10 protein-coding genes are annotated in these 8,297 nt (G+C 57.1%); 4 read left to right on the plus strand and 6 right to left on the minus strand.

Translation table 11 applies throughout. The features are described 5' to 3' along the window. The 4 genes from BA066_05545 to BA066_05560 all read left to right on the plus strand — a co-directional run. On the plus strand, window positions 1–323 hold a 323-nt coding region (locus tag BA066_05545), incomplete at its 5' end, for a hypothetical protein (protein RDD53218.1). Between the two features lie 36 nt (window positions 324–359). After that, complete coding sequence (locus BA066_05550) at window positions 360–1,109, plus strand: hypothetical protein (GenBank protein ID RDD53219.1); 750 nt, start codon at window positions 360–362, stop codon at window positions 1,107–1,109. Further along, the gene (locus tag BA066_05555; protein ID RDD53220.1) at window positions 1,106–1,714 is read left to right on the plus strand and encodes a hypothetical protein; all 609 of its coding nucleotides are present in this window, start codon (window positions 1,106–1,108) and stop codon (window positions 1,712–1,714) included. The genes BA066_05550 and BA066_05555 overlap by 4 nt, the downstream gene beginning before the upstream one ends. Window positions 1,715–1,744: 30 nt before the next feature. Continuing rightward, on the plus strand, window positions 1,745–2,314 hold the full coding sequence (locus tag BA066_05560; protein RDD53221.1) for a YbhB/YbcL family Raf kinase inhibitor-like protein: 570 nt from the start codon (window positions 1,745–1,747) through the stop codon (window positions 2,312–2,314). A gap of 13 nt (window positions 2,315–2,327) precedes the next feature. Here BA066_05560 and BA066_05565 read toward each other — a convergent pair whose 3' ends face one another. The 6 genes from BA066_05565 to BA066_05590 form a co-directional block, all read right to left on the minus strand. Beyond that, window positions 2,328–3,323: an isocitrate/isopropylmalate dehydrogenase family protein gene (locus BA066_05565; GenBank protein RDD53225.1), complete on the minus strand. Its 996-nt coding sequence runs from the start codon at window positions 3,321–3,323 to the stop codon at window positions 2,328–2,330. Between the two features lie 7 nt (window positions 3,324–3,330). Then, complete coding sequence (locus tag BA066_05570; protein RDD53222.1) at window positions 3,331–3,828, minus strand: 3-isopropylmalate dehydratase; 498 nt, start codon at window positions 3,826–3,828, stop codon at window positions 3,331–3,333. After that, the gene (locus BA066_05575; GenBank protein RDD53226.1) at window positions 3,825–5,069 is read right to left on the minus strand and encodes a homoaconitate hydratase family protein; all 1,245 of its coding nucleotides are present in this window, start codon (window positions 5,067–5,069) and stop codon (window positions 3,825–3,827) included. Before BA066_05575 ends, BA066_05570 begins: the two co-directional genes overlap by 4 nt. Beyond that, entirely contained in the window at window positions 5,066–6,346 is a 1,281-nt protein-coding gene (locus BA066_05580) for a 2-isopropylmalate synthase (protein RDD53227.1), read from the minus strand. Before BA066_05580 ends, BA066_05575 begins: the two co-directional genes overlap by 4 nt. 173 nt (window positions 6,347–6,519) lie before the next feature. Continuing rightward, on the minus strand, window positions 6,520–7,296 hold the full coding sequence (locus tag BA066_05585) for an epoxyqueuosine reductase (protein RDD53223.1): 777 nt from the start codon (window positions 7,294–7,296) through the stop codon (window positions 6,520–6,522). 29 nt (window positions 7,297–7,325) lie between these two features. Next, on the minus strand, window positions 7,326–8,297 hold a 972-nt coding region (locus BA066_05590), incomplete at its 5' end, for a hypothetical protein (GenBank protein RDD53224.1).

The following is an 8,297-nucleotide window of genomic DNA, read 5'->3' on the forward strand; positions in this document are numbered from 1 at the left end:
GGCTGAGATCCCTCACCGAGGTCAGGAGAGTCCTCAAGAATGATGGCATAGCCATAATCTCCGTTTGGGCCCTCTTTCAGCCTAGGTTCTTCAAGAAGTTCCCGGAGATGCTCCTAAACATTCTGAGAGGAAGGAGCCCGGGCGACGTCTACGTCCCCTGGAGGAGGGGCGATAGGGTGCTTCCGAGGTACTACCATCTTTTCACGAGATCGGAGTTCCTCTCACTCCTGAGGAGGGCCGGGTTCTCCGAGATCAGGTATTATGGGAGGAGCTTCAAGTCGAGGTTCTTCGTGGAGAATCATGTGGCCATCGTGAGAAAGTGAATATTAAGTTGGGGCCTGTGATCCCTGGGTGAACGTTTGGGGCTGGAGAGAATGATGCTTGGTGCGGAGCCCCTCGACTTCCTGATCCCCGAGGGTGTGCTGAGGGGAAGCTTGATAGGTATCTTCGGTGAGACTGGGACTGGGAAGAGCGTCATACTGAATGAGTTGGCCTTCAGATTCTTGGAGAGAGGGGAAAGAGTCCTTTTCGTCCTTCTGGAGGATACACCCCACTCCAGGATGTTGAGCATGAGCTCCCTAGGTCTGGAGGTGGCGAGGCACCTTGAGAGCGGTTCCTTAGAGTTCTTGGACTGCTTCTCCTACAGGCTCAGGAACCTGAACATCCCAATACCGGACTATCCCAGGCTGAGGGGGGCCATCGAGGTTGAGGATCCCAGGAACCCCGAGAGCGTCTGGGAGGTCATATTTGAGAAAACTGAGAGGCTAAAGGGCAAGGGGATCGTGCTCATGGACTCCCTCACGGAGTTCCTGACGATAGCCCCCGATGCATCGGTGCTGCTGGACATGATGAAGACGGCCAAGGCGCTCCTCTGCAGGTACTATGGAATACCCATCATCTACAGCTTCCACTTCGGGTTCTACGACGACTTCAGGTTCCAGGTGGAGGTCATCTCCGACGGTGTCATAGATCTCAGGTTCAACCCGGAGGTCGTGGACAGAGCGCTGACCAAACAGATCAGGGTCAGGAGGATGAGCGGCTCGAAGCACAGGACGGAGTGGGTCACCTTTGACATTGAAAGAGGGAAGGGGAGTGTGCTAGTGAGATGAGGAGCTCTCTATCAGTGGCCAAGGCTGTGCTGAGGGATAGGGGATTCGAAATAATTGCTGAGCTCGTTCCCGTGAGGGTGGGAGGCTACGAGGTCAGCGATGTCGACCTAATCGCGGTTAAGTCAGGGGAAAGCTACGCCGTGGAGGTGAAGAGCGGTAGGATAGACGTGGGTGGGGTGAGGCAGGCATACGTGAACGCGCTCCTACTCAACTCGAAACCTCTGGTCGTATGCAGGGGATTCTCGGATGCCGCATCCGAGGCTCTGGCCGGGGAGCTGGGCGTCGAGGTCATAGTACTGGAGGATCTCCTCCTCTCCGATCCGGATGAGCTGAGGAGTATCCTGAGGGAGGAGATCAGGTCCGCCCTCATGGAGGTGCTTCCATCCGTCCTTTATCCCTCAGAGCTCGATGAGGATGAAATAATCGTGCTTAGGAGGATAGCTGAGTCCAGCGACTTTCTGGAAGCAGCTTCATCCTTGGGGATGACTCCTGAGAGGCTTGGGGGCATCCTGAAGGAGATGAGGGCCAGGGGAAAGATCCCGAAGTGGGCCAAGGATTATAGCCAGGTCAAGGAGTGGGCCGAGTCCGTTCTGAGGAGAGGTTAACTTTATCTTTTGGGCATGCGTGATCTCGGGATGAGTCCCAGGCTCCTGGTAGCGCTCGTGATCCCGGCAATCATCTTGGTTGCGGTCATCCTCTACTTAACCTGGAGCCCGGGAGGAGCGGGTGCCGAGGTGGGTGGGAGGATGCCTTTCGTCATCAGGTCCGTTTTCGAGAACAATGGAACGATCCCTAGGAAGTACACATGCGATGGCGAGGACCTGTCTCCTCCCCTGAGCTGGGAGGGGGCTCCGGAGGGTACAGTGAGCTACGTCCTCATAGTAGATGACCCTGACGCCCCGGCCGGTGTCTTCACCCACTGGGTCCTCTACAACATACCGGCCAGCGTGACCTCCCTCCCCGAGGGGGTCCCCAAGGGAAAGGAGACGGCCTATGGATCACAGGGAAGGAATGATTTCGGTGATTACGGGTACGGCGGTCCTTGCCCGCCGAAGGGGAAGCCCCACAGGTACTTCTTCAAGCTCTACGCACTCAACACCACCTTGGAGCTGGCTCCTGGGGCGAGAAAGGGTGACGTTGAGAGGGCCATGAGGAATCACGTGATAGGGGAGGCTCAGCTTATGGGCATCTACGGGAGAGGATAACCCCTTCCCTTTTTTAGAGCCTTCTTATGATCTCCTCTGCCACACCATCAGTGGTGCACTCACCCCCAAGATCCGGGGTCAGGCAGGTCCTGTCCCTCATCAGGGAGTCTATCGCCTCCCTAATCCTAGCTCCCTTCCCCCTAGCCACCTTCCCCCTTTCCGCCAGCCAGTCCAGCATCATGGAAACCGAAACCAGCGTTCCTATGGGGTTGGCCACCCCCCTGCCTGCTATGTCCTCGGCCGTCCCATGGATCGGCTCGAATGCGGCGAAATCATCCCCTATCTGAGCTGATCCGCAGAGCCCTATGCTTCCCACGATGCCGGCCGCCACGTCGGAGAGTATATCGCCATATAGATTGGGCGTTACCATCACGTCGAACGCGTCATCCAGCTTCACGAGCTTATAGCCTGCCGCGTCCACTATCTCATCATCCGCCCTCAGGTTGAACCTAGAGGCGATCCTGTAGAAGGAGTCCAGGAAGAGGCCATCCGTCTTCTTCAGTATGTTCTTCTTGTGAATCGCCGTTACCCTCTTCCTCCCCTCGCGCTCAGCCAATCTGAAGGCGAACTCCGATATCCTCTCCGCCCCCCTCCTTGTTATCACTCTCATCGCTATTGACCGCTCCTCATCATCGACCTCCCAGCCATAGTAAAGACATTCCAAGTTCTCCCTCACGATGACAGTATCCATCCTCCTCAATGAGATTCCCTCATACCCCTTAAACGGTCTCACGTTCGCGAAGAGTCCGAAGGACCTCCTTATGAGGGTGTTCACGCTGGGGTAGCTGGGTCCCCTCGTCGGGGTCGCCACGGGACCCTTCAGGAGGGCGTCGCACTCCCTTATCCTCTCCAGCCCCCCCTCCTCGATGGGCCTTCCGGACTCCATGAAGAAGGACCTGCCGGCCCTGATTCTCACGAGCTCGACTTCCAAGTACCTCTCTAGTAGGGATACGGCCGCTCTCACGACCTCCGGCCCCACACCGTCTCCCTCGATCACGGCCACCTTCAGCATGCGATCACCCCCACGGGAGCCTTCCCCTCCTCCTGAAGTACTCCTCAACGCCTCCCTCCTCAAGGATCTCCAAGATCTCCCTAGGAAAGGGCTTGAATCTGAAGGTTGATCCCCTCGTCCTGTTCTCGATCACCCCTCCCTCCAAGTCCACATCTATCAGATCCCACTGATCCGCCTCGACCTCCGCCTCTATCGCCGGGAGGCCGACGTTTACGGCGTTCCTGTAGAATATCCTGGCGAAGCTTGAGGCTACCACGGCACCCACACCGACCATCCTCAGCAGCCTGGCCGCATGCTCCCTACTGGAGCCGTAACCGAAGTTCCTCCCGGCCACTATTATGTCTCCGGGTCTCACAAGCTCGGGGAAGTCCGGTATGAGGTCGTGGAACACGTACCTCCTCATCTCCTCCAGGCTGGCCACCGAGTACTTCAGCCTCCCCGGGATTATGTGATCGGTCGTGACGTCGTCCCCGAGCCTCCAAGCTCTACCGCATATCCTCATCCTAGGAACCTCCCTGGATCCGTCAGCTTGCCGGCTGCCGCTGAGGCGGCCGCGGTCAGGGGGGATGCTAGGTATACCCTGCTGTCGGGGGAGCCCATCCTCCCGGGGAAGTTCCTCGTGGATGTCGAGACCACGACCTCGCCTGGTCCCGCCAGACCCATGTGAGCCCCTATGCAGGGGCCGCACGTTGGGGGGCCTATGAGGCAACCGAACTCCAGCAGAACCTTGATCAGACCGGAGTCTATGAGCCTCATGTAGACCTCCTTTGATGCTGGAATTGCTACGCATCTCGTGCTCTCCTTCCTCCTCCTTCCCCTCATTATCCTCGCCGCTCCCATGAAATCCTCGAACCTCCCCCCGGAGCAGGATCCCATGAAGACGAGCTGAACGTCCTCCCCCTCCACCTCCTCCACGGGAACGACCTCGTCGACTTTTCCGGGGAGGGAAACGTTCGGCTTTATCTCCTCGGCTGAGAATGTATGAATTGATGAGTAATCGGCCTCATTATCCGGGCCTATCTCCCTCACCTCTCCCGAAACCCTCTCCTTGAGCCACGCTATCGTCTTTGCGTCCGCGGGTATCAGACCGGCCTTAGCCCCCATCTCCACGCTCATGTTGGCCAGCACCATCCTTGAATCAACGCTCATCGATTCGACTGTCGATCCCAAGAACTCAACAGCCTTGTAATTGGCCCCATCGCTCCCCAGCTCCCCTATGATCTCCAATATGACGTCCTTGGCGGTCACATAGCTCTTCAACTCTCCCTCTATCCTCAAGGCTATCGTCTCGGGAACCCTCAGCCATATCTTCCCAGTCATCATGGCTATCGCGGCATCTGTGCTCCCGACACCCGTTGCTAAGGCGCCCAGCGCTCCCAATGTCACGGTGTGGCTGTCCGCCCCTATCACCACGTCCCAGGGCCTGACCATGCCCCTCTCCGGTATGACCTGATGACATATGCCCTCGCCCGCGTCGAGGAGCTCCACTCCCCACCTGGAGGCGAATTCCCTCATCCTGATCTGCGAAGACGCGGATTCCACGTTTGGGGGCGGTGACGCATGATCTATAGTGAAAACTACCCTTCCCTTCATCTCCCTGAGGCCCAGGTTCTCCATCACCTCTATGGCTAGAGGTGCCGTGCCGTCATGAGCGTAGACCAGATCCACCGGAACGACCACGTGCTCTCCCGGGCTCACGAACCTGCCGATTTTCGAGGATATTATCTTCTCAACCATCGTCATCGCCATTGCTCACTCACCACCGAGAGCTCCGGGAAGTACTTCCTTACTATCGCCATGACCTCCTCCTCTTTGAGGGGTTCCGTCCTTCCGCTCTCAAATACTTTCATCATCTCATCGTAGGCCAGCTCCAACCTGGGATCCTCCTTCAGCTCCTCCCAGTTCTTAAGATTGAGTCTCTTGGCGAGCCAGTATATCAGGCCGGACCTGCCGGAGTATGGGGACACCTCGATGCCGTAGGATCTCCCCACTATCCCCGGATCGAAGGGCAGGTATATGGATGGACTCTTCAGCAGCCCATCTATGTGGATCCCAGCCTTAGTTTTGAAGGCGTTCTCCCCGAGTATGGGGAAGAACTTAGGTACGTTGAATCCCATATCATTGAAGAGATCCGCTATCTTTCCCAAGGCTCTAAGGTTCATCCCACCATCCCCCAAGATCTGGGAACGCAGTATGACCATGGCCTCCAGGGGGCAGTTCCCGGCCCTCTCACCTATGCCCATGAGCGTGCAGTTGGATATGGAGGCACCGTAAAGCCAGGCAGCTAGATGGTTCGCTACAACCATGTGGAAGTCGTTGTGACCGTGAAACTCAAGCTGTCCGCTCTTCAAACCGAGCTCATCCACAAGGGTCCTCACTAGCTTTGGGACGCTCCTGGGGAGGGGTAGATCCGGGAAGGGAAGGGCTAGCCCGAGCGTATCGGAGAGCTTGAATCCCACATCAATCCCCTCAATCTCAGAGAGTCTCAAGACATCATCTACAAACGGTAGAACGAAACCATATATGTCTGATCTCGTTATGTCCTCCATGGCGACCTTTATCCTGAGACCCATCCTCAGGGCTTCCCTGATGACCGATATGAACTTCTCCCTGGCCCTCTCCCTGTCCATCCTCAGCTTGTGATGGATGTGGTAGTCCGATACCGAGGTCAGTATCACCGTGGCATCCAGGCCTGACTCCTTGACCAGCCTGAGATCCTCCATGCTGGCCCTGATCCATCCTATCGGCTTGGGAGTTGTCCCCATGTCCCTAAGCGTCCTTATGATCCTCCTATCCTTTGCTGTGTATGGGAAGAGCTCTATCTCCCTCAAGACACCGCTTCCATTGTCCAGCTCTGAGAGGAGGGAGTATATCCTCATGCACTCCTCCTCCGTGAACGGCCTGCTGCCCTGCTGACCGTCCCTCAGGGTGGTGTCAGTGATCACCAGCTCATGGGAAGGAATTCTCCTAGCTAATCTCGGGATCCCCAGCTCTGGGAAGAACCACTCATACCACCTCAAGCCTCTCATACCTCCCTTTCCCTCCAGAAGATAGATCGGTGGCATCGGTGTTTCATAGTCATATAACGTAGATCGGTTCGATGAGCATGCGTTCGAATGACGTGAGATGCATATAAAGGTTAGTTTTATGGGGCTGAAACTAGTACGATTCTAGGAATTGAAGAGCGATGGCATCACCTTAGATTACGAGATTCGTACAGGGGGATCGACGTGGAGCAGGGGACCCCAGTCGAGCACTTGCCGCAGGCATCCGCGTAGCCAAGGGAAGAGCTATTCGCGACCTCTAGGAGCCTCTCATAGCACCTCCTCTTACCGGAAGACCAGTCATCTAATGCCCCCACCGGGCACCTGCGCAGGCAGGCATCGCACCTCAGACCCCTCTTGGCTAGGCAGTACTCGAAGCTAGGTCTGGGGCTCTCCTCGACTATAGCATCGGTTATCAGGGAATTAAGCCTCACGGCGCAGCCCATTTCGGTTATCAGGAGGTTATGAAGACCGAAGGTTCCCAGACCACAGATATAACCAGCGTGCCTGTGACTCCAGCTTGCTATCAAGTTCTCCTCATCGAAGTCATGCGTGGGCCTCATGGGCAGGCTCCTGTGACCTCTTTCCTCCAGAATCGAGGACAGCTTAACAGCCACCCTCCATAGGATGTCGTTAGCCACTATGTAATCCCTTAGCCACTGATGCGATGGGTAATCTCCGTCCAAGTTACTCCTTATGGCCTCTGAACTGATGGGAAGCGCGAAAACTATAACCCCCCTGGCGCCCGGCAGCAGCTCCTGGGGGAGCCTCATCCAAGGATGTGATCTCCTAAGCTCGTGCCAGAGAGGGTTCTCGGCGCTGCAGCTCGCGACAGGAGCCGGCAGCCTGAAGGGAACTCCTGATGCCGCTACCTCCTCCCCGATCAGCTGATTAACTAACCCCTTTAGAGTTTCTACCCTCAGCACGGGGCCACTGCGGCGTTCCAGTTGAAAAATCATGAGGGGGGCGGGGTCTCGCCCTGCGCGACAGGGGTCGCGGATCTCCCGCGGGTGAGGAGTATAGCGGCTATCGCCACCAGGAGGAGCAATATCGCCGCCACCATCAGGTAATCCGAGAGGGCCGGAGCCCTTTCCGAGGTCACTGTAACTGTTTCCCTGACTGTTTCCGTGATTGTCATTTGTTTTGTCTCCGTCTGGGTTATCTGAGCAGTCGTGGTCATCTGCGCACCCTTCACCACCACCCTGAAGCTGCCTGTCGCGGAGACACCGTCGCCAGTGACCACTATGGATGCCGTGTAGTTCCCCTCCTTGGCATCCCTGAGAGTGAGGTTCAGGACGCCCAGCTGTCCCGGCCTCAGCTTGGGTGGAATGGAGTAGCTCACTCCAGACGGAAGGCCCGCTAGCGAAATCGTGAGATCGCCCACCTCTCCAGTCGAGCTCACCAGAACCGCTACCTGGGCCTCGGGAGCCTCCTTGCTCAGAAAGACCTCAGTGGGCACGGTGTATACGGACAACTGGGCCTGTTCGGCCTTAACCATGATGACCACAGTCCTGCTCCTGAGGAGGGTCTCTCCCTTGTAGAGCTCGATTCCCATGCTGTAGGTCCCCTGGGCCGTGCCCTTGGGTATGGACAGCCAGAGCTGGACCGACGACGTCTCGTAGAATGTGGTCGGATAGTAGCTCACGTACCAGCCGGGAGGCGCGTAGACCTTGAGCTTGAGGGCGTCGGGGCTCTTCCCCCCTGGGATGCTCACCGTCACATCCACCTTGAGGTTATCGCCGGGCTTCCCCACTAGGGTCAGCGGATAAACTATCAGGTTTATGTTCTCCGGCTTTGGAGCCTCCAAAACAGTCAAAGTGGCATAGGCTCTGTAGCAGGAGCTCCCACTGCACCCCTCAACGACGACACCGTAGTCCCCGGGGCTCATGCCCGCGGTGTCTATCGAGAGGGTCGAGGAGTAGTAGGC

It is taken from the genome of Candidatus Korarchaeota archaeon NZ13-K (assembly GCA_003344655.1).
GTDB lineage: Archaea > Korarchaeota > Korarchaeia > Korarchaeales > Korarchaeaceae > Korarchaeum.

What these genes read in the sequence shown, in the direction of transcription:
- BA066_05555 (RDD53220.1), top strand. Translation starts at nt 1,106, where the DNA reads ATGAGGAGCTCTCTATCAGTGGCCAAGGCTGTGCTGAGGGATAGGGGA.
- BA066_05560 (RDD53221.1), top strand. Translation starts at nt 1,745, where the DNA reads ATGAGTCCCAGGCTCCTGGTAGCGCTCGTGATCCCGGCAATCATCTTG.
- BA066_05570 (RDD53222.1), bottom strand. Translation starts at nt 3,828, where the DNA reads ATGAGGATATGCGGTAGAGCTTGGAGGCTCGGGGACGACGTCACGACC.
- BA066_05575 (RDD53226.1), bottom strand. Translation starts at nt 5,069, where the DNA reads ATGACGATGGTTGAGAAGATAATATCCTCGAAAATCGGCAGGTTCGTG.